Origin of the sequence: Corynebacterium efficiens YS-314 (assembly GCF_000011305.1) — a bacterium.
Lineage (GTDB): Bacteria > Actinomycetota > Actinomycetes > Mycobacteriales > Mycobacteriaceae > Corynebacterium > Corynebacterium efficiens.
This window is the reverse complement of sequence record NC_004369.1, coordinates 2,254,958-2,280,362: the sequence shown is the minus strand read 5'-3', so window position 1 is coordinate 2,280,362 and position 25,405 is coordinate 2,254,958. Positions and strand designations below refer to the sequence as shown.

Annotated in this window: 19 protein-coding genes, 1 tRNA gene and 1 other RNA gene; 14 read left to right on the top strand and 7 right to left on the bottom strand. The window is 63.9% G+C overall.

The annotated features are described in order from the left end of the window. Positions 1 to 6: 6 nt before the first annotated feature. Positions 7 to 798, top strand: a complete 792-nt coding sequence (locus CE_RS10640; protein ID WP_006768147.1) for an ABC transporter ATP-binding protein — start codon at positions 7 to 9, stop codon at positions 796 to 798. 87 nt (positions 799 to 885) lie between these two features. Here the strand turns inward: CE_RS10640 and aceE are convergent, their stop codons facing one another. Next, the gene (gene aceE / locus CE_RS10635; RefSeq protein WP_006768146.1) at positions 886 to 3,657 is read right to left on the bottom strand and encodes a pyruvate dehydrogenase (acetyl-transferring), homodimeric type; all 2,772 of its coding nucleotides are present in this window, start codon (positions 3,655 to 3,657) and stop codon (positions 886 to 888) included. Between the two features lie 784 nt (positions 3,658 to 4,441). Here aceE and CE_RS10620 point away from each other — a divergent pair. From CE_RS10620 to cbiB, 3 genes are all read left to right on the top strand, one after another. Then, on the top strand, positions 4,442 to 4,873 hold the full coding sequence (locus CE_RS10620) for a DUF3052 domain-containing protein (RefSeq protein WP_006768144.1): 432 nt from the start codon (positions 4,442 to 4,444) through the stop codon (positions 4,871 to 4,873). 119 nt (positions 4,874 to 4,992) lie between these two features. Then, positions 4,993 to 5,065, top strand: a tRNA-Val gene (locus CE_RS10615). A 90-nt stretch (positions 5,066 to 5,155) separates the two neighbouring features. Further along, positions 5,156 to 6,076 (top strand): adenosylcobinamide-phosphate synthase CbiB, encoded by a 921-nt coding sequence (cbiB, locus tag CE_RS10610; protein WP_006768143.1) that lies wholly within the window; start codon positions 5,156 to 5,158, stop codon positions 6,074 to 6,076. Here the strand turns inward: cbiB and CE_RS10605 are convergent. From CE_RS10605 to CE_RS10595, 3 genes are all read right to left on the bottom strand, one after another. Further along, positions 6,073 to 7,167 carry an SURF1 family cytochrome oxidase biogenesis protein gene (locus CE_RS10605; protein ID WP_011075783.1) on the bottom strand — a complete coding sequence of 365 codons (1,095 nt, stop codon included), beginning with the start codon at positions 7,165 to 7,167 and terminating at the stop codon, positions 6,073 to 6,075. The genes cbiB and CE_RS10605 overlap by 4 nt on opposite strands. Before the next feature lie 79 nt (positions 7,168 to 7,246). Then, entirely contained in the window at positions 7,247 to 7,747 is a 501-nt protein-coding gene (locus CE_RS10600) for a low molecular weight protein-tyrosine-phosphatase (RefSeq protein WP_035108857.1), read from the bottom strand. Next, entirely contained in the window at positions 7,734 to 8,402 is a 669-nt protein-coding gene (locus tag CE_RS10595) for an HAD-IA family hydrolase (RefSeq protein WP_006768140.1), read from the bottom strand. Before CE_RS10595 ends, CE_RS10600 begins: the two co-directional genes overlap by 14 nt. A gap of 25 nt (positions 8,403 to 8,427) precedes the next feature. On the opposite strand from CE_RS10595, the gene cobC reads away from it, so the two are divergent. The 6 genes from cobC to CE_RS10570 all read left to right on the top strand — a co-directional run bounded on the left by cobC (position 8,428) and on the right by CE_RS10570 (position 15,010). Further along, positions 8,428 to 9,516 (top strand): Rv2231c family pyridoxal phosphate-dependent protein CobC, encoded by a 1,089-nt coding sequence (gene cobC / locus CE_RS10590; protein WP_006768139.1) that lies wholly within the window; start codon positions 8,428 to 8,430, stop codon positions 9,514 to 9,516. 38 nt (positions 9,517 to 9,554) lie between these two features. Then, positions 9,555 to 10,712 (top strand): Nif3-like dinuclear metal center hexameric protein, encoded by a 1,158-nt coding sequence (locus tag CE_RS10585; RefSeq protein ID WP_006768138.1) that lies wholly within the window; start codon positions 9,555 to 9,557, stop codon positions 10,710 to 10,712. A gap of 205 nt (positions 10,713 to 10,917) precedes the next feature. Continuing rightward, positions 10,918 to 11,637 (top strand): zinc ribbon domain-containing protein, encoded by a 720-nt coding sequence (locus CE_RS10580; protein ID WP_006768137.1) that lies wholly within the window; start codon positions 10,918 to 10,920, stop codon positions 11,635 to 11,637. A gap of 141 nt (positions 11,638 to 11,778) precedes the next feature. Further along, a complete protein-coding gene (locus tag CE_RS10575) occupies positions 11,779 to 12,954 on the top strand; it encodes a bifunctional RNase H/acid phosphatase (protein WP_006768136.1) in 1,176 nt (391 codons plus the stop codon). 179 nt (positions 12,955 to 13,133) lie between these two features. Continuing rightward, positions 13,134 to 13,561, top strand: an RNA gene (gene rnpB / locus CE_RS14545) — RNase P RNA component class A. 39 nt (positions 13,562 to 13,600) lie between these two features. Further along, on the top strand, positions 13,601 to 15,010 hold the full coding sequence (locus CE_RS10570) for an RNB domain-containing ribonuclease (RefSeq protein ID WP_006768135.1): 1,410 nt from the start codon (positions 13,601 to 13,603) through the stop codon (positions 15,008 to 15,010). Between the two features lie 11 nt (positions 15,011 to 15,021). Here CE_RS10570 and CE_RS10565 read toward each other — a convergent pair whose 3' ends face one another. Next, positions 15,022 to 16,332: a galactokinase family protein gene (locus CE_RS10565; RefSeq protein ID WP_006768134.1), complete on the bottom strand. Its 1,311-nt coding sequence runs from the start codon at positions 16,330 to 16,332 to the stop codon at positions 15,022 to 15,024. A 161-nt stretch (positions 16,333 to 16,493) separates the two neighbouring features. On the opposite strand from CE_RS10565, the gene CE_RS10560 reads away from it, so the two are divergent. Continuing rightward, a complete protein-coding gene (locus CE_RS10560) occupies positions 16,494 to 16,679 on the top strand; it encodes a hypothetical protein (RefSeq protein ID WP_006768133.1) in 186 nt (61 codons plus the stop codon). 122 nt (positions 16,680 to 16,801) lie between these two features. On the opposite strand, the gene CE_RS10555 is transcribed toward CE_RS10560, so the two are convergent. After that, entirely contained in the window at positions 16,802 to 18,676 is a 1,875-nt protein-coding gene (locus CE_RS10555) for a CYTH and CHAD domain-containing protein (protein ID WP_006768132.1), read from the bottom strand. A gap of 90 nt (positions 18,677 to 18,766) precedes the next feature. Further along, on the bottom strand, positions 18,767 to 19,921 hold the full coding sequence (locus CE_RS10550) for a DUF2786 domain-containing protein (protein ID WP_006768131.1): 1,155 nt from the start codon (positions 19,919 to 19,921) through the stop codon (positions 18,767 to 18,769). A gap of 198 nt (positions 19,922 to 20,119) precedes the next feature. Here CE_RS10550 and CE_RS10545 point away from each other — a divergent pair, with 198 nt between their 5' ends. From CE_RS10545 to CE_RS15370, 3 genes are all read left to right on the top strand, one after another. Continuing rightward, on the top strand, positions 20,120 to 21,460 hold the full coding sequence (locus tag CE_RS10545; protein ID WP_006768130.1) for a glutamine synthetase family protein: 1,341 nt from the start codon (positions 20,120 to 20,122) through the stop codon (positions 21,458 to 21,460). Positions 21,461 to 21,496: 36 nt separating this feature from the next. Beyond that, positions 21,497 to 24,649 (top strand): bifunctional [glutamine synthetase] adenylyltransferase/[glutamine synthetase]-adenylyl-L-tyrosine phosphorylase, encoded by a 3,153-nt coding sequence (locus CE_RS10540; RefSeq protein ID WP_006768129.1) that lies wholly within the window; start codon positions 21,497 to 21,499, stop codon positions 24,647 to 24,649. Between the two features lie 223 nt (positions 24,650 to 24,872). After that, positions 24,873 to 25,403 carry a hypothetical protein gene (locus CE_RS15370; protein ID WP_006768128.1) on the top strand — a complete coding sequence of 177 codons (531 nt, stop codon included), beginning with the start codon at positions 24,873 to 24,875 and terminating at the stop codon, positions 25,401 to 25,403. Positions 25,404 to 25,405 lie beyond the last annotated feature (2 nt).

The following is a 25,405-nucleotide window of genomic DNA, read 5'->3' as shown; positions in this document are numbered from 1 at the left end:
CAGCCCATGTTGACCCTCTCCAATATCAGCAAGACCTTCTTCCCCGGTACGGTCAATGAGCGCCGGGCGCTCTCCGACCTCAGTCTGGAGATGAAGGAAGGCGACTTCGTCACCGTCATCGGGTCCAACGGTGCCGGTAAATCCACCATGCTCAACGCCATCTCCGGGCGGTTGCTCATGGATTCCGGCACCATCACCATCGACGGCACCCAGGTCAACAGGATGACCGAGCATAAGCGGGCCCGGTTCATCGGACGGGTGTTCCAGGATCCCCTGGCCGGCACCGCCCCCAATCTCACCATCGAGGAGAACCTCTCGCTGGCGCTGCTGCGCGGCCGCAAGCGCGGTTTGGGCATGGCCCTGTCGACCAAACGGCGGGAATTGTACCGGCAGGAACTGGCCCGGCTTGAACTCGGCCTGGAAAACCGACTCACCGCCAAGGTGGGTCTGCTCTCCGGTGGTCAGCGACAGGCGCTGTCACTGCTCATGGCCGGGTACACCCAGCCCAAGATCATGCTTCTCGACGAACACACCGCCGCCCTGGACCCCCAGCGAGCCGAACTGGTCACCACCCTGACCGAGAAGATCGTCGAGGACGGCAAACTGACCACCCTCATGGTCACCCACAACATGGAACAGGCTATCCGCCTGGGTAACCGCCTCATCATGATGCACGAGGGACGGATCGTCTATGAGGCCAGCGCAGAGGTGAAGCAGAAGCTCACCGTGCGGGATCTGCTGCAGGAATTCGCCAAGATCAAGGGCGCGACGCTCTCCGATAAGGCGATGCTGGGCTGATACCCCCCTGTACCCGCCGTAAACGAGCACACCCCCGCCCCCCTCATCATGTGAGGGGGCGGGGGTGTTTTTCGTCGACAAGCAGGTCTACTCGATCGGTGCGTCCGGATCGACCTGTGGTGCCGTCGGGTCGGACAGCTTGTACTTCTCAGCCGCGTGCGCCGCCACGGAGGCATCGATGACACCCTCGCGGACCAGGCCGCGCAGGACCGCCACGACGATGGACTCGGCGTCGATGTTGAAGTAACGACGGGCTGCCGGACGGGTATCGGAGAAACCGAAGCCGTCGGCACCGAGGACGATGTAGTCACCGGGAACCCACTCGCGGATCTGGTTCGGCAGGTCGGTCGCGAAGTCGGACACCGCGACGTAGGGGCCGGAACCCTTCTTCAGCTGGGTGGTCACGAATGCCTCACCGACATCCGCACCCGGGTTGCGCAGCGCCTCCAGGTTACGGCGGGCACCGTCGCGGGCCAGCTCCACCCACGAGGTGGCGGAGAAGATGTTGGCACGGATGCCGTAATCCTCGGCGAGGATGTCACGGGCGCGCAGTGCCCACTGCATGCCGATGCCGGAGGCCAGGATCGAGGCCTCATGGCCCTCACCCTCGGCGGCCTTGTCGTAGAGGTAGATGCCCTTGTGCAGGCCCTCGACGTCCAGATCCTCAGGCTCAGCCGGCTGCGGGGTTGGCTCGTTGTAGATGGTGAGGTAGTAGATGACATTCTCACCCTTGCCCGGTCCGTACATGCGGTCGATGCCGCGGTGGACCAGGTGCGCGATCTCGTAGGAGAACGCCGGGTCATAGGTCTCCACACCGGGGTTGGTGGAGGCCAGGATCGGGGAGTGGCCATCCATGTGCTGGAGGCCCTCACCGGTCAGGGTGGTGCGACCGGCGGTGGCGCCCAGGAGGAAACCACGCGTCATCTGGTCGGCTGCGGCCCAGATGCCGTCACCGGTGCGCTGGAAGCCGAACATCGAGTAGAAGATGTACAGCGGGATCATGGCCTCGCCATGGGTGGCGTAGGAGGTTCCGGCGGCGATAAACGATGCCACGGAACCGGCCTCGTTGATGCCCTCATGCAGGATCTGGCCGTCCTTGGCCTCACGGTAGGACAGCATGAGGTCATGGTCGACCGGCACGTAGTTCTGACCGTGCGGGTTGTAGATTTTCAGGGTCGGGAACCAGGAGTCCAGGCCGAAGGTGCGGGCCTCATCCGGGATGATCGGGACCAAGCGGTCGGCCAGGTTCTTGTCCCGCATGAGTTCCTTGAAGGTACGCACCGTGGCCATGGTGGTGGCCACCTGCTGCTTGCCGGAACCCTTGCGCACGGACCGCAGCTTGTCCAGCGGGGGAACCTGCAGTGGCTCGTACTTCTCACGGCGCTCCGGCAGGAAACCACCGAGCGCCTGGCGACGCTCCTTCATGTACTTGATCTCCGGTGCGTCCTCACCCGGGTGGTAGTACGGAGGCAGGTAGGGATCCTTCTCCAGCTCCTCATCGGTGATGGGCAGACCCTGCTTGTCACGGAACAGCTTCAGGTCATCCAGGGTCAGCTTCTTCATCTGGTGGGTCGCGTTGCGGCCCTCGAAGTTGTGGCCCAGGCCGTAGCCCTTGATGGTATGGGCGAGAATGACGGTCGGGCGGTCCTTGGTCTCCAGCGCACGCTTGTAGGCGGCGTAGACCTTACGGTAGTCATGGCCACCACGGGGCAGCTTCCAGATCTCCTCGTCGGTCATGTCCTCGACGAGCTTGAGGGTGCGGGGGTCACGGCCGAAGAAGTGCTCACGGACGTAGGCACCGTCATTGGCCTTGAAGGTCTGGTAGTCACCGTCGGAGGTGTTGTTCATGACCTCGACAAGAGCACCGTCCTGGTCCTTCTCCAGCAGTTCATCCCACTCACGGCCCCAGATGACCTTGATGACGGACCAGCCGGCACCACGGAAGAAGGACTCGAGTTCCTGGATGATCTTGGTGTTACCGCGGACCGGGCCATCAAGACGCTGCAGGTTGCAGTTGATCACGAAGGTGAGGTTGTCCAGGTTGTTCAGCGCAGCCTGGTGGATGAGACCACGGGACTCCGGCTCATCCATCTCGCCGTCACCGAGGAATGCCCAGACGTGCTGCTCCGAGGTGTCCTTGATGCCACGGTTGTGCAGGTAGCGGTTGAAGCGCGCCTGGTAGATGGCATCCATGGGCCCGAGGCCCATGGACACGGTCGGGAACTCCCAGAAGTCCGGCATGCCGTGCGGGTGCGGGTAGGACGGGATGCCACCACCTTCGTAGGAGACCTCCTGGCGGAAGCTGTCCAGATCGCTCTCGGTGAGACGGCCCTCGAGGAAGGCGCGGGCGTACATGCCCGGGGAGGCGTGACCCTGGAAGAAGACCTGGTCACCGCCACCCGGGTGGTCCTTGCCGCGGAAGAAGTGGTTGAAACCGACCTCGTAGAGTGGGGCGGCGCCGGCGTAGGTGGAGATGTGCCCACCCACACCGATTCCCGGGCGCTGGGCACGGTGCACCATGATGGCGGCGTTCCAGCGCATCCAGCGGCGGTAGCGCTTCTCCATCTCCTCATCACCCGGGAAATCGGGCTCCATGGATGTGGGGATGGTGTTGACGTAATCGGTGGACGTCATCGGGGGCAGTGGGACACGCTTGGCGGATGCCCGCTCCAGCAGGCGCAGCATCAGGTAACGGGCGCGCTCCGGAGAGGAATCCTGCAGTAGACCGTCTAGGGAGTCCATCCACTCCTTGGTCTCCTCCGGGTCGGAGTCGTTCAAATAAGATGCAACGCCATCACGGATCATCGCGAAGTTGGTGTCATCTGTGGGTTTGCCACCAAGTTTTGCTTGATCGGCCATTTCCACACCTCCTGTTGGAATGTTTTTCATTTCGTTTATGCGACCGGGGGACCGGCGACCGCTTCCATCACCCGCAGCTGAAAACGTGCCCGGCCCTCCCCGCCGGTGTCGGTGTGGGAGGTGGGGCGTGCAGGGTATCCGGGGAGGATTTCCCGACCGTGTTCAATCCTGAGGAAAGCTGGTGGCAGTGCGCGCACAATTGACACAAGGATACGCACAAAGGGCGGTTCTTTTTAACAAAGCATTGCAGGAGGGTCTGTTTCACCTGCTGATGAGGGTCCCGGTGGGGCGTGGAAGCCTTGAGCCCAAGGGTGTTACAGGCCACATTATGGAAAATGTGGACATGGTGAGGTGGGGGGAGCTGCCCAAATGGCAGGGGTGTCACCGGCGGTTTTCCATATGCAGGAAAGGGGAAATTCAAAATGTGAAGTTTCTCTCATGTTTGGCCGTGCTGCGAATCAAAATGAGGTCTGATGTCGACTTTTGGTCTCCGGGGGTCCTGTGTATGTCCGCGGTGGTGGCCCCGGGTGGTTCATGGGCGGGAATCCGGGGAGCGTTTGGTAGGGGCTGGGCATCCGACTTGGGATAGGTGGGAAATCCGTCAAAAGGATGTTCTTGCTTAAAGTGGGGGAGAATTGGGGAATATTTCCCAGGAAATATGGGAACTTCTGCGCTATGCGCGGTATTGTGCGAAGGGCAAACGTCAATAGCCCTCGGGAGGTGGTTCCAAAGGTGAACTGCCCCTTCTTCATATCGGGGGTTCAATTCACAGGAGGAACATACAGTGGCCGACGCTCCGGGCACAGTCAAGCAGGGTGCCCAGGATTATGCTCAACTACTCGGGATCGAATCGGGTCAGAGCGTCCAGGAAATCGGATGGGACGAAGACTGCGATTCGCAGATCAGTGAGTCTGTCGAGGATGTCATCGGCGCGGAACTCCTGGATGAGGATACCGATGAGCTGTGCGATGTCGTGCTGCTCTGGTGGCGCGAGGAGGACGGCGATCTCGTCGACGGCCTCGTTGACTCCATTCGTTCCCTCGCTGAGAACGGTCGTGTGTGGCTGCTCACGCCTGGTATCGGGAAGGTCGGCGCTCTCTCGCCCGGTGTGATCTCAGAATCGGCCCAGCTCGCGGGCATGGTTCAGACCAAGGCTGAGCGTCTGGGTGCCTGGCAGGGTTCCTGCCTGGTCCAGCGCAGCGCCAAGAAGGCCTAGTCCCGTCCCCACCGCGGTGGTCACGGGCCACGGGGTCCGATTTCCGGGCCCGTGTGGTGGTGTGATAGGGTATCCCTCGTTGCTTTCACGGATTATCTGACAATCCGTGGGGGACGTGCGCGCCTTTAGCTCAGCTGGAAGAGCAGCTGGTTTACACCCAGCAGGTCGGCGGTTCGAGCCCGTCAGGGCGCACAGAAGCAGTATCTGGACAACAGGCCACATGAGGGAAACCTCATGTGGCCTGTTGTCATTCGTCAGTGCCACCAATCCGCAGGGGAACACATGAACGCCAGAGTCCGGGGGATCATCGCGGGAGTCGTGACTGATCGCCTTCTTCCCGATCCACAGCATTCCTGGCACCCGGTGGCTGTATATGGAGCCTATGCATCCTGGTTGGAGGGCAGGCTCCACCGGGACGACCGCCGCAGCGGCATTCTCTTCCTCGCTGCGGCCGTGATCCCGCCCGTGGTGGTCTCCGCGATCGCTCACCGGCGGTGGCCGGCCGCCACGACAGCAGCGACATTGTGGTCATGCCTGGGTGGATCCCTGCTGGAACGCACGGGAACCCGCATGGCGGACCACCTGGAGGCGGACAGGGTGGAGCAGGCCCGCGAACTGGTGCCCTGGTTGTGCTCCCGGGACCCGGAGCTTCTCGACGCCCCCGGCATCGCCCGTGCCACGGTGGAGTCCCTGGCGGAGAACACCTCGGATGCGGCGGTCGCCTCCTTGTTCTGGGCCGGTATGGCGGGCGCACCCGGGGTGGTGGCACACCGGTGTATCAACACCCTCGATGCCATGGTGGGCTACCGCAATGACCGGTACCGGGATTTCGGATGGGCAGCGGCCAGGATGGATGATCTCGCCGCCTGGGTGCCTGCCCGGTTGACCGCGCTCATCCACACCGGACTGGCGGGCGTGGAGGGACGCAGCGGGGAGGCGGTTCGTGCCTGGCGGAAGGATGCCCCGCGGCACCCCAGTCCCAATGCCGGGCCGGTGGAGGCCACCGCCGCGGCGGCGCTGGGAGTGACCCTGGGCGGGGCAACGATCTATGCGCACGGGGCGGAGAACCGCCCACGCATGGGCCGTGGCCCTGCCCCGGTGGCGGGTGATGTGCGCCGTGCCGTGTCCCTGTCCCGTACAACACAGATCGCCAGCGCCGCGGTGGCCGCGGGGCTGGCGATGGTAGGAGGTCGACGGCGCTAGAAGCGCTCCTCCGAGCGCCTGCCGATCTTCCGGTAGTGATCGGGGTGCTGGTCGCCATACCGCGACCGGCGGTGACGCTCCCTGGCTGTTGATGTGGGTGCCGGGGTCGGGGCGGTATCCTCCGTGGTGCTGACGGCGGATGCGGTGGGCACGGTGGCATCGGGGGTGTTGGCGGATCCTGCCGGTCCAGCGGCGAGCACGGAGTCCGGCTGGCTGGACATCTCGGCGCGCTCAGCCTTGTCACGGCGACGCTCACGCATCTCCGCCCAGATGAAATAACCCAGGCCGATCGGAGCCATCACACCGAAGGCGATCCACTGCATGCCGTAGGACAGGTGGCTGCCGCGGTCGAGCTGGGGGATGGGCATGGCGTTGAGGACACCGGGTTGGTCGTCGAGAAGCTGGACGTAGTCCTCGCCCAGGTCCAGGCCGACCAGCTCACCCACCTGCTGGGTGTTGATGCCGTAGACCTGCTTGTACCCGCTGTCCTCCAGGGGGGCGTTCTCGGGCATGCCCTCGTTGAGACGCGCAATGCCGACGATGGTGACCGGGGTGGACGGTGCGGGTTCCATCTCCGGAACGATCGTGCCCTGGGAGGCCTCGAAACCACGGTTGACCAGAACGGTCCGGCCATCCTCGAGCTGGAAGGGGGTCAGGGACTGGAATGCCGGGGTGGTTTCGACGGGGCGAAGGCGCAGCAGTGCCTCATTCTGCGGGAGGTACTGCCCGGTCAGCGACACCCGATACCATTCGTTTTCCGGTGGTACGCTGCCATCGGCATCAAACACCTCGGAGTAGGGAACCACCTCGCGGTTATAACCCTCCTGGATCTGGGTGTTGCGCTGGATGATCTCCTCATCCTTGTTCAACTGCCACGGTGCCAGCATGGTGAACGCCGCATAGGAGAAGGTGAGCATCACCAGCAGCGACAGGATCCACCCGGGCGAGAGGAAAGCCCTCAGGCCCTTGGGTTTCTGTTGGGAGGTCCTGGTGGCACCTGTTGTCACTTCACCCGAATAACGGCTGCGCACATTCCGGTCCCGGGTACTTCCGCTGCGCCCGGTCTCCGGGCCCGTTACCTTGCTTTCCACACCTCACACCTTAGAACTAAATGCGGCAAAGACCTAAGCCGTCTCTACCACATCCCGCGAAGATCACAGGATACCGCGGTCAGGATGCCGGGGAAGTCTGTTCGCGTACCCAGTCCAGCAAACCCGGCAGGGCATCCCTGATGTTCTCCCGGACCAGGGTGAAGTCCCGGTCTGTGCCGTAATAGGGATCCGCCACATCATCGCTGGGATCGGACCCGGGGTCGAAGGAACGCAGGAGGCGGATCTTGTCATTCGGGGCACCGGTTGCAGCCAGTTCATGGGCATGTCCGCCGTCCATGGCCACGAAGAGATCGGCGCGCATGTGTTCCGGGCCGAGCTGGGCAGCACGGTGGGTGGAACCGTCATAACCACCGGCGCGCAGTTCAACCACCGCCCGGCGATCCGCGGGCTGCCCGATGTGCCAGTGGCCCATGCCGCAGGAGGAGAAGATGACTGCATCACCCAGTCCGGCCCGCTCCGCCTCCTGCCGCGCCATGACCTCGGCCATGGGGGAGCGACAGATGTTACCCGTGCACACGAAGACGATCTCCAGCGGTCGCCCCGGTTCAGGTCCACTCATGGATAATCCTTTCAAGCTCATGGGCATCAGTCACGGTGTGGCGGGCGTGTGCCCATTCCTCCGGCGTGCCATAACCCCAGGTTACCGCGACGCAATCGATACCGAACTGTGCTGCGCCCTCGATGTCATGTGAGCGGTCCCCGATCATGAGGACGCGATCCAAGCCCGGATCGCCGGCGGTGAGATCCACATGGTCGATGACGTGCCGGATCACCGCAGACTTCTCACGGCGGGGACCGTTCTCCTGGGCCGCCCCCATGAAGTCGAAGAGATCGAACATGTGGAATTTCCGCAGGGCCCGCTCCGCGAAACGCTCACCCTTGGAGGTGGCGGTGCACAGGCGGTAACCCTGCTCCTTCAGCCGGATCAACAGCTCACGCATGCCGGAGAACTCCGTCGACATGTCCCATCCGACCTCACCGTAGTGGGCAAGATAGATCTGGAGTCCCTCCTGCGCCATCTCCGGGGACATCCCCAGATCCTGCAGGGTCTGTTCCATCGGTGGGCCCGGCACCCGGTTGATCCGTTCCTCCGGGGGGATCTCCCAATCCATCACCGTCAGGGTGTGGAGGAAGGACTCCCGGATGCCGGGGAAGGAATCCACCAGGGTGCCATCCAGGTCAAACAACAGCGTTTTTCCAACTTGCTCAGTCACATGACCCACAGTGCCAGAAAGTACTATGAACCGCGTGACTACATCCCACGATGATCCCCTGTGTGATCCCCTCCGCTACCACGGTGACCGGGCTGCGGACGGTGCGGTGCTTGATTTCGCCGTCAATGTGCAGGCCGATGCCCCGCCGGACTGGTTGCGGGAGGTGGTGAGGTCGGGCGTCGACACGCTCGGTTCCTACCCCGGGCACGAGCTGTACCGCGACGCCACCGCCGCGGTCGCCGCCCACCACGGTGTCACCCCGGAACAGGTGCTGCTGCTCAACGGTGCGGCCGAGGGGTTCTCACTGCTGGCCCGGCTGCGGCCAGCGTGGCCGGTGATCATCCATCCCGGTTTCACCGAACCGGAGGCCTGCCTGGTGGATGCCGGCATCGATGTCGACCGGGTGGTGCTGCGCGCACCGTTTGATCTGGATCGCGCCATCGACGCGCTCGGGTTCGGTGAGGTCCATGAGGAGGCGGACCTGGTGGTCATCGGCAATCCGACCAACCCCACCGGGCGTCTCTACGGTGTGGATGAACTGTCCCGCCTCGCGGAACCATGGCGGTATCTGGTGATCGACGAGGCCTTCCTCGATGTCGCCGACCACACCCATGCCACATCGATGATCTCCCGGATCGGGCAGATCCCCGGACTGATCGTGCTGCGCAGCCTGACCAAGACATGGTCCCTGGCGGGGCTGCGGTGCGGGTACCTCATCTCCGACGCGGAGACCGTGACGCGTCTGTCTCGCGGTCGGGCCCACTGGCCCCTGGGCACCCTCCAGCTCCGGGCCATCCAGGCGGTCATGGAGCAGGGCACACCGCATCTGCCAACCATCACCGCCGACATCGCACGCAACCGGGAGTCCATGGTGACGGCACTGGAGACAGCGGGATTCACCGTCCACCCCTCCGCGGCACCGTACCTCCTGGTGCAGCCACCCGGTGGGGCGGACCGCGCGGAGCGGACACGGCGTGCCCTGGCCGACCGAGGGATCGCGGTACGGCGGTGCGACACCTTCCCTGGGTTAGACTCGGGGTTCTGGCGCCTGGCTGTCCGCGAACCCGCACAGGTGGCGGCACTGCTGCAGGCCATCGCCGATATCGGGGCATGAGCGCAGGAGAATGCTGCACCCCACGACCGAACACAACCATGAGGGGACCACACGTGAGTGATCTGACCATTGGCCATATCCGCACCATCATGAACCAGGCGTATCCGCCCGCCCTGGCAGAGAGCTGGGACAAGGTCGGGTTGATCTGCGGGGATCCCGGGGAACCGGTGCGCCGGGTTGCCCTGGCTCTCGACTGCACCCAGGAGGTCGCCGACCGCGCCGTGGAGCTCGGCGTGGACATGCTCATCATCCACCACCCCCTGCTGCTGCGCGGGGTGACCTCCGTGGCCGCTGACGAACCCAAGGGCAGGGTCATCCACACCCTCATCCGCGGCGGGGTGGCGTTGTTCTCCGCGCACACCAACGCCGATTCGGCGCGCCCGGGTGTCAATGACAAACTCGCCGAACTGGTCGGCATCACCCCGGGCCGTCCCATCGCCCCCCGCTACCTGGACGCCCTGGACAAGTGGGGTGTGCATGTCCTGGAGAAGGATGCACGCCAGGTGAAACGGGCGCTCTTCGACGCCGGGGCGGGTGAAATCGGCGAGTACACCGAATGCGTCTTCGAGATCAACGGCACCGGCCAGTTCCGCCCCGTGGGGGAGGCCGACCCGACCGAGGGCACCGTCGGTGAACTCTTCCGGGATTCCGAACTCCGGGTGGAGTTCGTGGCCCCGCGCCGCCTGCGCGCGCGCCTGCTGGAGGTGGTGCGGGAAGCGCACCCCTATGAGGAACCCGCCTTCGATGTGGTGGAGCTGCCCGCCACCGACGCCCTGGAGACCGCCTACGGGCTGGGCCGGGTGGGCCAGCTGCCGGAGCCGATGCGTCTGGCGGATTTCGTCCAGCAGGTCGCCGATCAGCTGCCCGCCACCGTGTGGGGTGTGCGGGCCACCGGCGACCCGGACCAGATGGTCTCCACCGTGGCGGTGTCCTCCGGTTCCGGTGACAGTTTCCTCGATGATGTCCGCCGCCTCGGGGTCGATGTGTACGTCACCTCGGATCTGCGCCACCACCCGGTCGATGAGTATCTGCGCGCCGGGGGGCCCGCCGTGGTTGACACCGCGCACTGGGCCAGTGAATTCCCCTGGACCGCCCAGGTGCGTGACCTGCTGGCCGCGCAGGCCCCGGAGGTGTCCGTGGAGGTGCTCAACATCCGGACCGATCCCTGGACCATGTCCGCCACCCCGGCGCGGTAGGCGGTCGGTGGTGCTTGTTGACGATCCGCCCAGCACCACACCGACCCCTGGTTGTATCACCCGAGCGCCTAGACTTAACTGACATGACGACAACACCGGACCGGACCCGCACCGGTCCCACATAATGCTCAGATGCGATAGAACGACACAACTGTAGACAACCGACGGGCAGCCCCCGGGAGATGTCACGGTAGGAGAACCACAGATGAAACTTGATCAGCAGCAGCAGAAGACCCTTCTTGAGCTGGCCAACGCCGAACGTGCCCTCACCGCAGGTGCCCAGAGCAAACTGTCCCCCGAGCAGGAGACCATGGACAAGGCCCAGGCTGACCTCATCCGCCTGCGTGACGCCGCGGCGGCCGCGCAGATGGTCGTCGATGACATGGAAAACGAGATCCTGCGCATCCAGTCCGATGAACGCAAACTGCGCCGCCGCAAGAAGGACAGCCAGGATGCACTGGGGGCGGAGACCGATGAGGACCGCCGCCGGGACCTCCAGCATGACCTGTACACCGCGAAGTCCCGCATCGCCGATCTCATGAGTGAACTGCAGGAGGCGCACAATGAGATCCACGCGCTGCGCAACAACCGCGATCTCGCCCAGTCTCGGGTTCAAGACGCGGAACGCGAGGTCGCACAGGCCCGCGAGGCGCTGGAGGCCGCCCGGGATCTCACCGCCGGTGAGGAGGACCCCCGCGACCGCATCGCCCGCCTGACCGCACAGCTGCCCGCCGAGGTCATCACCGAATACCAGGCCCAGCGCATGGAAAACGGTGTGGGTGCAGCGCAGTTCAACGGCCGTTCCTGTGGCGGGTGCGCCATGGTCCTGCCCGCCGGCATGGTCTCCGAGGTGCGTAATGCACCGGCCGATGAGCTTCCACAGTGTCCGGAGTGTGGGTCCTACCTGATCCGCGACATCTCCTAGAACCCTCATGTGGTGACCTGCTGCGTTGGGGTCACCACCTACACCCCGGATGATTCCGGGCGGATCACCACAACCGGCGGTGGGCTGCGGAAGAGGCGCAGCTGCCAGCCGGTTCATGACTTTTATGGAAATGATGTGTCAATGAAACTGATTATCGAAGCCGATGGTGGCTCCCGCGGAAACCCCGGCGTCGCCGGATCCGGCACCGTGGTCTACTCCGAGAACAGGGAGAGGATCCTCCGCGAGATCGCCTATGTGGTGGGTACCCGCTCGACCAACAACGTCGCGGAATACCGTGGGCTCATTGAGGGCTTGCGCGTGGCACGTGAACTCGGGGCCACCGAGGTGGAGGTGTTCATGGACTCCAAGCTCGTGGTCGAGCAGATGTCCGGCCGGTGGAAGATCAAACACCCGGACATGAAGACCCTCGCGATGGAGGCCCGCAACCTCGCCGGTGACATCGGACGGGTCACCTACACGTGGATTCCCCGGGAGAAGAACAAGGCCGCCGATCACCTGTCCAATGTGGCGATGGATGCCGCGGCCGCGGGGAAACCGGAGGGCCCCATCGATGATGGCACGCCGGTGGTGTCGGATATGACCGATCCGACGGATGCGACCGTCACGGGCGTCGACAAGCCCACCGGTGAGGACCTCAACTGTCCCACCACCAAGCCGGCGACCTGGAACGGTGCCACCACCGACCCCACCCGTCTGCTCCTGCTCCGGCACGGCCAGACCGCCATGTCCGCGGCGCGGCAGTACTCCGGCCGCTCCAACCCGGAACTGTCCGAGCTGGGACAGCGTCAGGTTCAGGCGGCGGCCAGGAAACTCGCTGAACGTGGGGGTATTGATGTCATCGTCAGTTCCCCGCTGCGCCGGTGCGTGCAGACCGCCGGGGCGGCGGCGGACCAGATGGGGCTGGAGGTCCGGATCATCGATGACCTCATCGAGGCTGATTTCGGGCTGTGGGATGGCAAGACCTTCTCCGAAGCCCATGAATCCGATCCGGAACTGCACAGCCGCTGGCTGACCGACACCTCGGTGGCACCACCCGGGGGTGAATCCCTCCAGCAGGTGCACCGTCGGGTGAAGAAGGCCCGTGAACTGATCGAGAAGGACTACGGCGCAGCCAATGTTCTGGTGGTCAGCCATGTCACCCCTATCAAGTCGATTCTGCGGCAGGCACTGGATGCCAGCCCGTCCTTCTTCAAGAAGACACACCTGGACCTGGCCTCGTTGTCGATCGCCGAGTTCTACTCCGATGGCCCCACCTGCGTCCGCCTGTTCAACGACACCTCGCATCTGGACAGCTGAACCGGCAGGGACCAGGGCGCTCACCGGGGCGCGCGCCGGGGTGCTTGCCGGGCGCGCGCCGGGGTGCTTGCCGGGCGCGCGCCGGGGTGCTTGCCGGGCGCTCTCTGGGCGTTCTCCGGGTGCTCGCCGGGGCGGTTACCGTCATCCGGTATGACACGGGTAGAATCACAGCTTGCGAATGAGTCGGTCAAGGTGATCGCGTCTGATGAACCAAGGTGACTGGATCACCCAGGCATCAGCCGAGGAAAGTCTGGACTCCACAGAGCACGGTGGTTGTTAACGGCAACCCGGAGTGATCCGCGGGAAAGTGCAACAGAAAGTAGACCGCCACCGGTTTTGGCCGGTGGTAAGGGTGAAAGGGTGCGGTAAGAGCGCACCGGCAGGCCAGGTGACTGGTCTGGCCAGGTAAACCCCACCGGGAGCAAGGCATGAGGACGCACTCCAATGGGTGTGTCTGTGCAGGCGTTTTAAAGGCTGCTCGCCGAGTCTGCAGGTAGCTGCTGGAGGCAGTCAGCAATGGCTGTCCGAGATGGATGTTCACCGCCCGCGGGTAGGGTTTCGGCCCGGCCCGCGGGAACAGAATCCGGCTTATGCACCGGCTCATTCGCCCTGCACGTATTTTTGGGCTGTGGAACAATTGGAGCGCATGAAGCTTTATGCTGCAGCCCTCGACTTCGATCCCATCGCCGAGGAATTCGGGGTGGAACGGGATTTCCCGGCCGCGCTGCACCGTGAGGCGGCAGCTGCCCGGGACCGGTTCGCGGATCAGCGCGTGGATCTGCGGGACATGCCCTTTGTCACGGTTGACCCTGTAGGGTCCCGTGATCTGGACCAGGCCGTCTACATCGAGCGCCGTGACTCCGGTTTCCTTGTCCACTACGCCATCGCCGATGTCGCCGCCTTCATCACCCCCGGCAGCGAGCTGGAACGGGTGTCCCTGGAACGCGGACAGACCATCTACCTGCCTGATTCCCCGGCGCGTCTGCACCCACAGGAAATATCCGAGGGGTCAGCCAGCCTCTTGGAGGGGCAGGACCGCCCGGCGGTGGTGTGGTCCATTGATCTTGATGAGGCCGGGGAGGTCACCGGTGCGGATGTGCGGCGTGCCCTGGTCCGGTCCCGGGCCCGTCTGGACTACGACCAGGCCCAGGCGGACCTGGACCGGGGGTGTCTGCACCCCAGCATCCAGCACCTGCCCGCGGTGGGCCGGTTGCGGCAGGAAAGCGCTTTACGACGCGAGGCCATCAACCTCTCCATCCCGAGCCAGCGGGTCGTCCGGGTCCCCGGGGAGGACACCGACGGGCATTTCGAGGTCATCATTGAGCCTCGTCACCCGATCATGGACTACAACTCGGAGATCTCCCTGCTCACCGGGATGGTCGCCGGGACCATGATGGTCCAGGCCGGTCACGGCCTGCTGCGCACCCTGGCACCCGCCACAGAGGATTCCGAGTCGATGTTCCGTTTCGAGGCCGGGGCCCTGGGCTATGACCTGCCCGTGGATCAGCCGATCGGTGAGTTCCTGCAGTCGGTGGATCCGAACAACCCCACCGGCATGGCGATACAGCGCGAGGCCCAGAAGCTGCTGCGGGGGTCCGGGTATGTCAGCATCGCCACGGGTGGCACCGAGGTGCACAACGGGGTGGGGGGATTCTACGCCCACGTCACCGCACCGCTGCGCAGGCTGGTGGACCGTTTCGCCACCGAGCACTGTCTGGCCATCGCCGGTGGATACGACGTACCCGCCTGGGTGCTGGACACCGAGGAAGCGGTGCTGGAATCGATGAAACGCACCTCGCAGCTGGCCAGCCAGGTGGATAACGCCTGTCTGGATCTCGCGGAGGCCACGGTGCTGCGGCCGTGGGTGGGGCAGAATTTCACCGGGGTGGTGCTCTCCAGCGAGGAGGAAAGGTCCACCGCCCGGTTGTTCATCGTGGACCCGCCCGTGTTCGCCCGGTGCCAGGGTGCTCCGCAGGCCGGGACCCGACGGAAGTTCACACTCATCACCGCGGATCCGGTGACCCGCACCGTGCAGTTCGCCTGGCCGGCGGACTGAGCGGGGTACTACTAGAAAGCCTTCTCGGCCACCTCGCCGTGGCCGAGGGGCACCACGAGCAGACCGTCGTCCGCCAGGTCGGCGGCGAAGTTGGTGGCGTGGCGGGCGTCGACAAGCACAACCACCCCGCGGGTGATGCCTGCGCTGGCGCTGCGGGCGCACACCGCCCCCCGTGCCTGGCACAGATCCACCAGGGCGCGTTCACTGTCCGGGACACCGTACACGCAGCTCAGATCATTCTGCGACGTGGTGACGAGGTGGGCGATGTCCTGACGGCGGCGGGCCCGCAGCGCGCGGGTCAACCGTTGCGCCCGGATGGTCTCCGCCTCCCAGAAGCTCAACCAGTTGCGGGCCTGTTCCACCGGCGGCAGGTTCTTCCTGCCGGCGACCTCGATGACCGCCTCCAGCCACTCCGTGACCCGGACGGGGGCATCGGGTAGCAGACGCAGTGATTCCACACTGAACGCCCGGGTGGCCTCATCGATGAAGTACTGCCGACGTCGAGTTTCCTGGGGGTCGAGGTCGAGGTCGGGGGTGGGGGGTGCAACCAGGTAGGCCGACAGGCCCGCGGACCGGTTGACCGGATGGGGAACCTGGGTGACGGATCCGTCGGCGTAGTCGATCACGGCTATTTTCCCCCGTTCACCCCGCAACGCGGTGGTGTGTCGCGCCCGCAGCGGGGGGATCTCGGCGAACATGGCAGCGGACTGGGAGCAGATCTCAGCGAGACGAGCCCGGATCGGGGCCTCGTCGGTGTCCTCGGTGAACAACGCGAGAGCTGTTGCCACATCAGTCGCGGCCACCTCACCCAATCCGATGCCCTCCGGGATGGTGGAAACCACGGTGATATCCAGGCCACAGGTGTCCCTCGACAGCATCTGGCGGTGGATCATCGTCCAGGCGAGGCCACCCAGCCGCGCCGCGATCCCACCCTCCGGTACCGGGGCGGGGGAGGGACGACCATGTGCGTTGACCGTTGTCTGCTGCGCGGCGGCGCGTGCCGCGACCTCGTCCACCCCGAGTGAGTGCTTCTCGACGTCCATCTCCCCACCCGTTACCGTCGCTACGGTGATCACATCGTCGGTGTTGGGGCTGACCGCCACCGCCACTGACCACTGCGCCCACGAGGCGAGCACGATGCCACCGCTGTGGTCGGTGTGCTCACCGAGCAGTGACCACGTCGAGGGGGCCGTGGCACCACCGGTGGGGTCCGTGCCGAAAATGCCTCTATGACGGGAACATGCGGCGTCGAGCAGCCTCTGGGGTGTCATCTCAGCGGTGGTGTCCGCTGGATCGGAAAATACTGGCTGCCAGATGGGCATGGGGTGGCCGGCCTCCCTGAACTGGATGGAATGACGAAACGGTAGTGAACAGATCTACTTTAGCCCGTTGCCGAATCGACCTGATCCTCCCCTGCAAACAGTGCACGTCACTATAGTGGGGCGCACGCAGCCGATTCGCGATTACGTAGGAGGTATAGGGCATGCATGAGAACGATCTAAAGTGGTACTACGATCTGTCCACCGGAGAGGTGACCCAGGGCAAGGCCACCGGTTTCAAAAACCGCATGGGCCCCTACGAGACGCAGGCGGAAGCCCGCAACGCGCTCGAGATCGCCCAGGGACGCAACGAGATCGCCGATACCTGGGATGAGACTGAAGACGATTAAGACGATTTAACCGTCCCCCCGATCTGTCGGAACCAGGGGGCCAGGGGCGGGATGTCATCCGGGTTATGGCCCCGGATGACATCCCGTGAGGTCTGATCCGGTGCAGGGTGCACCGGACGCTGTTATTTCTTGTGGCTCTTCCGGTTCTTCTTCCCCTCTTTCTTCTCCGCCTCCCGGGTGAGTTTCTTGGTGGTTTTCTCCAACTTGTCGTAGGCGGCCGCGACCCCCTGGTACGCATCCCGGTAACCCTCGAGGTATTTCCGGGAGAGCATCTGTTCATGCTGGTAGAGCACACCGTAGGCGAAGGTGTTCTTCCCCTTCTTGTGGGCAGTGTGCGCCCTGCGGAGAAGTTCGTCGCGTGAGGTGACGGCATCCTGGAAATCACCGAGTACGGACTGCAGTTTGCTGCAGGCCTTGTACAGCTTCTTGGTGTTGACCTCCGTGGCATCACCCACCGCCTCGGCGCTGTACCTCAGTTTCTTGATCGCCTTGCGGACGTTGTGGAAGTTCTCCTCCCGTTCGGCGGTGGGAATATCGTGATCCTCCCACTCCTTGAGTGCCTTCTTGTGCCGTTTGACCACCTTGGAGTGGGTCTTATCCAGATGCTTCAGCAACACCGCGGCGGCATCGACCTTGTACCCGGCGGCGGGGTCGACCTCATCAGGGTCCGGGGTTTCTGCCGCATCCCCCGCCTCCCTGCTTGCGGCTTCCTCCAGGTCGGTGGCATCGGAGGTGTCGGTGGTCTCCATGACACCGGGGGTGTCTTCCAGTTCTGCGGCCTCCCCGGCGTGGTCAAGTTGCTCCACGACCTCCGCCGGCGCACCGGTGGAGCCCTCGGGCACGTTTGAGCCCGTTGGGGTTTCACCGTCTGACTGCTCCTCAGCAACCGTCACCAGGGGTGGATTGACCAGCAGATCCTCAAGGGACTGCAACAGCTGGGCATAGCGTTCATTGTCCAGGGCGGCGATCACCCGGGCATGCTCGCGTCGGTAGTCACTGCTGAGATCCTCCAGCAGATCCTTCGTGGTCTCCTCATCGATGGCATCACCGATCTCGGTGTCGATGAGGGCGGCCAGACGTTCCTCGATGACCTCGGCATCCCGGGCGCGGCCAAGAATCGTGGCCAGGAGCTTCAGTTCCTTCTCCAGCTGGAGATAGTCCTCACCACCGAGGATGCCTTCGAAGGTCTGCATGTGGCTGCGCAGCTCACGGGTGGCCACACGCATCTGGTGGACCGAGTCCCACTCATCGGCCCTGACCTTGGGATCGTATTCCACAATCTTGTTCACATTGGCCTCGATCGCGGCCAGCACGGCGTGGGCGGGATCATCCTCCGGCAGGGTTGCCTTCTCCGGCGGGGTGGGTGCATAACGGATGGCATCACCCAGGGCGGAGACCAGCTTCGACGGGCTGTCGGAGACGAAGGCCCCGGCACGGGTGAGGACATCAGTGGCGGATTTGAGTAACTGCCACCCATCCTCCTGCTCGCCGAGTTGTTCAGCCAGCTCGAATTCCCACTCGCGCCACTGCTTCCTCGCACCCCCGGGCAGGTGGCACACCGTGGATACATGATCATCACAGAACTCCGCGACGATATCGCCCTGCTCATTTTTCAGGTAGGAGACATGGCGTTCGTTGGAGACCTCTGCGATGGGACGGAGGGGACGGCCCTGGATCAACGCACGAACATGGCCGAGCAGTGCAGGTGGGGGAGTGGACTCATCTGCGCCTGGTTCCTCCAGCCCGGCGCGCACCTCCGTGCGACCGAAGGTGCCCGGGAATTTGATGTGCCAGCCAGCGTCGGTACCACCGGTGCGTCGACGCAGGGTGATCTTGGCGCGGGTCAATCGCAGATCCTCGGTGTCGAAATAGACCGCCGACAGGTTATGCACCTCGTTCTGGTCGGTGCCGGTCACCCCGTGGATACCGGTGAGGTCCGGGATCTCGGTGGACTCACTGACAGAGAATTTGGCTTCCACTTCCAGATGTTGACTCATGTTCCAACCCCTTGTTTCAACCATCGTGTCCGCCGGGCTGGAACGGAAGCGTTCCCCGTGAGTTGCCCGACGTGGTTCCTCGTTTCAATACTACGCCGGAAAACCGTCCTGGTTATCACAGGTACTCAGCATCTTCTGACCGGTGATACCCGTAGAATCCCCGCCCAGATGTGCGCGCCCGGCCGCGGTGTAACCATCCCTGTACCCGCCATGATGGGTCGCGCTCACCGACATGGTGCGGGTGCGCGGAAACAATCTGGTCAGGGTTTCCTGTGACTGCTGCGCACGGTGCCTCAGAACAGGCAGCACGGTGTCGGTGGCCATCGGCGCATCACCAGCCAGGTTGCCCAGGACATCCTCCCTCGTCCGGGTAAGCAATGTCCCGATCCTGCTGGCATACGCCACCATGAAACTACGGCGGTACCGGGAGGTCTCCCCCTGTTCCTGGGCGGTCTTCGCCCCTGCGGCGGTGCGCATGAAATGTTCCCGCTGGCGGTTGAGGCTGGCGAAGAGATCCAACACATGGGCCACATCCCCAGGATCGCCGAAGACCGTGGCGATCCCGGATTCTGTCAGTAACAGGGCTTCACAGGAATAGGCTCTGGAAACGGTATTCAGCAGGCGGAGCTGGTAGCGCACCCACGGTGCCCTGAGATGGACCCGGGTGGAGATGACATCCTGCCGAGCGGTGGGCTCGGTGTAGGTGCCGGAAAGAAGCACCTCCACCCGGTACTGCTGACGCAGGGTCTCGGCTTTTTCGAGCAGGGCCTCCGCCTCGTGTTCGAAGGTGGTCGATTCCGCCTTGCGTAACAGCGCCTGGATCCGGTCATGGGCCCTGCGTTGGTCAGGGGAGAGTGAGGCGAGGTACTCGGCTTCCTGTTCACCGGATGGGGGATCAGTCAGGACCGTCCAGTCCCGCAGGGGCGGGAGCAGTGAGAGTTGATGCACGAGCTTCTCCAGCGAACCCACACCCAACGAGGTGACGTTCCCGGGGCGCGTACCGGCGAACCAGTGATCCAGGAGCTTATCCGGAACATTGTGGGTCACGCTGGAAAGAGCGTGGAATAACAGGGGGTCGATCTGGGCGGTGAACTCATGCCTGAGATCGGCGGGGGTCCACCCGTTCTTTGCACAGTCGGTGATCCACAGGACGGCCATATCAACCAGGGTCTCGTGGTAATTGCGCTCGGCGGACCGGGCCCGGGTGCGGGTGCGGGGATCGGAGGCGGAGGGGTGCGGGGACATGACAGGCTCCTTCAATTAGCATCTGTGTTCTATTTTTCAAGGTGTCACCGAGTCAACCAGGCAGGCCGGACACCAACTACCCCCACCTGCACCATTGATGCTCTCACCTGCTGTTTCGTCGACCATTTCCACCCCCGGCGGGGTGTGGGGGCGTGCAATTCACCAGAACAGGTCCGGGGCCTGCGTAAATTGGTGTGCATGAACAGCCAACAGGAATTCGTCCTCAGCACCATCGAGGAGCGGGACATCAAATTCGTCCGACTCTGGTTCACCGACATCGTCGGTCAGTTGAAATCGGTGGTGGTGGCCCCGGCGGAGTTGGAATCCGCCTTCGAGGAGGGCATCGGCTTTGATGGTTCAGCCATTGAGGGCTACGCCCGTATCTCCGAGGCTGACACCATCGCCCGTCCGGATCCGTCAACATTCCAGATCCTGCCCAAGGAAGTTGAGACCTCCCGTCTCCAGGCAGCCCGGATGTTCTGCGACGTCACCATGCCCGATGGTCAGCCGAGCTTTTCCGATCCACGTCAGGTGCTGCGACGACAGGTCCAGCTGGCCGCGGATGAGGGTTTCATCTGCATGATCTCCCCGGAGATCGAGTTCTTCCTGGTCCAGAGTCTCCGCACCGACGGCCGGCCCCCGGTGCCCACCGACAACGGGGGCTATTTTGACCAGGCAACCTTCAATGAAGCTCCCAACTTCCGTCGCCACGCCATGTTGGCGCTGGAGGAGATGGGCATCCCCGTGGAGTTCTCCCACCATGAGACCGCGCCGGGACAGCAGGAGATTGATCTCCGCCACGCTGATGCGCTGACCATGGCGGACAATGTGATGACCTTCCGTTACCTGATCAAGCAGGTGGCGCGTGACCAGGGTGTGGCCGCCACCTTCATGCCCAAACCCTTCGCGGAGCACGCCGGTTCGGCCATCCACACCCACATGTCCCTGTTCGAGGGTGGGACCAATGCCTTCCACGACCCCGATGATGAATTCATGCTGTCCCGCACCGCCCGGCAGTTCATCGCCGGCATTCTGCGTCACGCCCCGGAGTTCTGCGCGGTGACCAACCAGTGGGTGAATTCCTACAAGCGCATCGTCTACGGCAATGAGGCACCCACCGCCGCAACCTGGGGCATGTCCAACCGTTCGGCCCTGGTTCGCGTACCCACCTACCGTCTGAACAAGGCGGACTCCCGCCGGGTGGAGATCCGCATCCCCGACTCCGCCTGCAACCCCTACCTGGCGTTCTCGGTGCTGCTCGGTGCGGGCCTGAAGGGCATCAAGGAGGGCTACGAACTGGAGGATCCGGCCGAGGATGATATCTCCTCCCTGAGTCTCCGCGAACGTCGTGCCATGGGGTACAAGGATCTGCCCAGCAGCTTCGATCACGCGCTGCGACTGATGGAGCGTTCCGATCTGGTCGCCGATATCCTCGGCGAGCACGTCTTCGAGTATTTCCTGCGGAACAAGTGGCGCGAATGGCGGGAGTACCAGGCCCAGATCACCCCCTGGGAACTGCGCACCAACCTTGACTACTAGATCCACCGGCACCCGTTGAAGGAGGGGTAGCTTCCCATGACTGATCCGTTGATCCACACCCGTAAGGTGATGGGCTTCGTCCGTGATCCCCTGCCCACCACGGGTGCGCTGTCGTTGAAATCCACCAACGCCCGGGCAGATCTGGAATGGCTGGGTTGGCGCAATGTGGAGTCGATCCCGCTGATGTGGGCGTTGTCTGGAGCGGGTGACCCCGATGTCGCCCTCAATCAGCTGGTGCGGATGTACCAGACGTTGGAATCCCAATCCCCCCAGGCACGGGAGGAACTCGACCAGCGGATCCGTGCCGATGAAGCCTTCCGGGTGCGTCTTCTCGCCCTGCTCGGTGGGTCGAGCGCGATGGGGGATCACCTGGTGGCCAACACCCATCTGTGGGAACTGCTCACTGAGGAGGCTCCGACACGGGCGGAGATGTTCACCGCGATGCTCGAATCGGTCGGGGCGACCCCCGCCGAGGTAGTACCGGTTGATGATGAGGGGGAGGAGCGGCAGGTCGCCAACACCGCCACGGAGGATCTCACCACGCCGGGTACCTACCGGGCCACGCTGACCGGGGTGGACGCTGAACGGGCGCTGCGGTTTACCTACCGCACCCTCATGATGCGCCTGGCAGCCCTTGACCTCGCCGGCACCTACCCCAACGATGCCCGTCGCAGATCCCAGCCCAGGGTCGAATTCACCACGGTCACCCGTCGTCTCAGCAACCTGGCGGATGCCGCCCTCACCGCCGCCCTGGCGGTCGCGGTCACCGGTGTGTACGGACAGAAGCCTGTCGACGCCCGACTATCCGTCATGGCCATGGGCAAGTGCGGCGCCCAGGAACTCAACTACATCTCCGATGTGGATGTCATCTTCATCGCCGAACCCGCCCACAGCAGGTCGACCCGGTTGGCTGCGGAGTTCATCCGCACCGGTTGCAGCTCATTCTTCGAGGTGGATGCCGCCCTGCGTCCGGAGGGCAAGAGTGGTGCTCTGGTGCGCACCCTGGAGTCGCATATCGCCTACTACAAGCGGTGGGCGGAGACCTGGGAATTCCAGGCACTGCTCAAGGCCCGCCCCATGACCGGTGACATGGACCTGGGGCAGGCGTATCTCGATGCGATCGGCCCCATGGTGTGGACCGCCAGCCAACGGGACTCCTTCGTCGATGACATCCAGGCCATGCGCAGGCGTGTCCTGGAGAACGTGCCCGAGGAACTGCGCGACCGTGAACTCAAGCTTGGTCGCGGCGGGTTGCGGGATGTTGAGTTCGCCGTCCAGCTGCTGCAGATGGTGCACGGCCGTTACGATGAAACGCTCCGCGTGCGCTCCACCGTGGAGGCATTGCAGGTGCTGGTCGACCAGGGGTATATCGGCCGGGAGGACGGACACAACCTCATCGAGTCCTATGAATTCCTGCGACTGCTGGAGCATCGTCTCCAGCTGGAGCGGGTCAAGCGGACCCACACCATGCCCAAGGTGGAGGACCGCATGAACATGCGGTGGCTGGCCCGTGCCTCCGGTTTCACGGGTTCGGGTGGACAGAGCTCCGCCCGAGCCATGGAACACCACCTGCGCAGGGTCCGTCTGCAGATCCAGTCGCTGCACAGTCAGCTGTTCTACCGCCCTCTGCTCAATTCCGTGGTCAATCTCAGTGTCGACGCGATGAAGTTGTCGCAGGAAGCCGCGAAGCTGCAGCTGGGTGCGCTGGGTTACCAGCACCCCGTCCGGGCCTATGAGCACCTCACCGCCCTGGCCTCGGGCACCAGCCGTAAGGCCAAGATCCAGGCGATGCTCCTGCCCACTCTCATGGAGTGGCTGTCCCAGACGGCAGATCCGGATGCGGGTCTGCTCAACTACCGTAAACTCTCCGATGCAGCCTATGACCGCAGCTGGTTCCTGCGGATGCTCCGCGACGAGGGTGTGGTGGGTCAGCGTCTCATGCGGATCCTCGGCACCTCCCCCTACACCTCCGAACTCATCATCGCCACGCCCGATTTCGTGTCGGAACTCGGTGACGGCACCACCGGGCCGAAGCTGTTGGAGACAGCCCCGGATCGGGTGTGTAAGGCGCTCAAGGCCACCGTCGCCCGTCATGATGATCCCGACCGTGCGATCCAGGCAGCCAGGTCACTTCGACGACAGGAACTGGCGCGGGTGGCTTCGGCCGATCTACTCAATCTGCTCACCGTCCAGGAGGTGTGCCACAGCCTCTCCCTGGTGTGGGATGCGGTTCTGGATGCCGCTCTGGAAGCAGAGATCCGCGCGGCGACAGCCGATCCGGCGAAACCAGATGAGCCGCTGGCAGCGATCTCCGTCATCGGCATGGGGCGCCTGGGAGGGGCGGAACTGGGATACGGTTCGGATGCCGATGTCATGTTCGTCGCGGAACCGGCCCCTGGAGTGGATGAGAATGAGGCGATCGCCTGGGCGATCTCCGTCTGTGAATCCATGAGGTCCCGTCTGGCCAAACCCTCCGGTGATCCACCCCTGGAGGTCGATCTGGGGCTGCGACCCGAGGGGCGTTCCGGTGCGGTGGTGCGCACGATTGAATCCTATGAGAACTACTACGCCAAATGGGGAGAGACTTGGGAGGTCCAGGCGCTGCTCCGGGCCTCCTGGGTGGCGGGTGACCGGGAATTGGGTACCCGTTTTCTGGAGACCATCGACAAATTCCGATACCCGGCTGGTGGGGCCTCCGATGCCCAGATCCGTGAGGTGCGTCGGATGAAGGCGCGTGTGGATAACGAGCGTCTGCCCCGCGGTGCGGACCGCAACACCCATACCAAACTGGGGCGGGGTGCCCTGGCCGATATCGAGTGGACTGTCCAGCTGCTCACCATGCTCCACGCCCACGAGCATCCTGAACTGCACAACACCTCCACCCTTGAGGTCCTTGAGGTGGTGGAGGAGAAGGGGATCATCAATCCACTGCAGGCGCAGACCCTGCGGGAGGCCTGGCTGACCGCCACCGCCGCCCGTAATGCCCTGGTGCTGGTCAAGGGCAAGAGAGCAGACCAGTTGCCACCGCCGGGGCGTCACCTGGCTCAGGTTGCCGGCGCGGCTGGATGGGATCCGGATGAATACCAGGAATATCTGGACCACTATCTCAAGGTCACCCGCAAGAGTCGACAGGTGGTGGAGGAGGTGTTCTGGGGTCTGGATTCAGTCGAGGCCCGCCGTGAACTATGACGCCACGCTTCCTGTGGACTGATAATGGGGGGTGATGATTCCGTAGGACACCCCCCACCATGGCATCGGTGAAGCCGTGCTGACGTTCTCCCACGTCGAGGGTGCTCGGGGAGTTCCCTGATCTTTGCCCTTAAGTGGTTTACAGGGTGCCCGGGCGCCCGTAGTGTCGGAGTCAGTACCAGCAGCCGATACCACAATTGACCACTACGGACAGGATATTGCCATGGCTATCAAACTCTCCATCGATCTCTCCGATGCCACCTTCGCCGAGATGGCGGCCGTTATCGGTTATGCACACCAGCTCGGTGTGGATCCCGATGAGAAACTCACCTTCGAGGGCACCGTCCTCACCATCGAATTCGACGGCGATCTGCAGCCTGATGATTTGTTCATGACCTTCGATGACGGGATGGAGGACGTCGCCGATCTGGATTCCACGGAGGATCGTGAGGGGCCCCTGTATGTCGATGATGTCATCGATGCCGAGGACCTCGGCGATTTCGACGACCGTGGCCAGTATCGCACCCGTGGGGCACGCAGGGAGGAGTCCTCGGCAGAGGATGTGCTCAACGACATCGGTGAGGCTGTGAACAAGTTCGTCCAGGGTTTCATGAACGGCCGGGATAACCGGGGATACGGTGATTTCCGTGGTGGGTTCGGGGGACCTGCAGGTCCCTTCGGACCACTTGGACCCTTCGGCCCGTTCGGGCCACGGGGACCACGCGGCCCACGCGGCCCACGGGGTCGCTACTAACA